The following is a 957-nucleotide window of genomic DNA, read 5'->3' as shown; positions in this document are numbered from 1 at the left end:
AGCTTATTATTGACTAGAGTCATGCTCTCACCGACCGGCGGAAGATGGCTGTTGAGATTATTCTCAACAAACAGGCCGGCAATTCCAGCTCTGGGTTTGGCTTGGTCTCTAGCGAGGGCCGTAGGTTGTCCAATAGCCGCGTCCTTGTCTTTTGGCTGCATCGGCAGCTTCAGTAAGAATGGGGCCGTACTTCAAGCCATCGGTTTGTGGCGACAACAGGCCATGCCCCAAAAACAGCATTTCCTGGTTGATGAGGGTATTGGCTTGCCAAACGTAGGCAGGCAAGGTGGGAGCAGGGGCTAGGGCAGGATCCAACTCCAAAAACACCTCACGTCCCAGCAGAGCAGTCTGCAAATATTGGCCGGCATTGTAAACTGCCAGAGGGGTTTGTCCGCGCAACTCCGTCCAGTTGGGGTTGATCGGGTCAGGCAAGGGATCGATCCCAATCAGTTGCACCAGCCGCAAATTCAAGTCTCCTTCAAGCTGAACAACCAGGGTGTTGTAGTTGACCACCCGAACCACGGCTGCACGTTTGAGGTCGCGCAGATCCGGACGCGCCACCAATGTTAAAGCCCAACCGGGCAATGTCGAGAATATCAAAGGCAAGGCCAGAAAGCTGCCCAGCTTGATCAGGCTCCGTCCATTGGATGCCAGCAGGGATCTGGAGCGGGGGGAAGTCGGAGCAGAACGCAGGGATTTTTGCAGCATGGACTTTAGCCGTTGCATGGCGGACTTGACGATAGGGATGGTTCGCATGGTTGACCTTTGGATCTCACACTGCCCTCACACCGCTGCCCACTGGGCCTCAATGCGGGATCCGGCTCACCTGCCGTCACTCTACAAAAAACTGGAGTAGATGGGTCAGGTAGTTGGTCATTTCGATTCAAACTAGGACACTCTACCCACACCTAAAACGTTGGTCGCGTCGTCGCGTCTTCGCGTCAGCGTTGCGGAGCA

1 protein-coding gene is annotated in these 957 nt (G+C 55.1%); it reads right to left on the bottom strand.

The genetic code is table 11. The features are described 5' to 3' along the window. Positions 1-108 precede the first annotated feature (108 nt). Entirely contained in the window at positions 109-756 is a 648-nt protein-coding gene (locus NW815_RS12710) for a thermonuclease family protein (RefSeq protein WP_414343347.1), read from the bottom strand. Between the last annotated feature and the right edge of the window lie 201 nt (positions 757-957).

Origin of the sequence: Synechococcus sp. R6-7 (assembly GCF_047461695.1) — a bacterium.
GTDB lineage: Bacteria > Cyanobacteriota > Cyanobacteriia > Thermostichales > Thermostichaceae > Thermostichus.
Note: the sequence above shows the minus strand (reverse complement) of the source record. Positions and strands in the feature narration are given on the sequence as shown.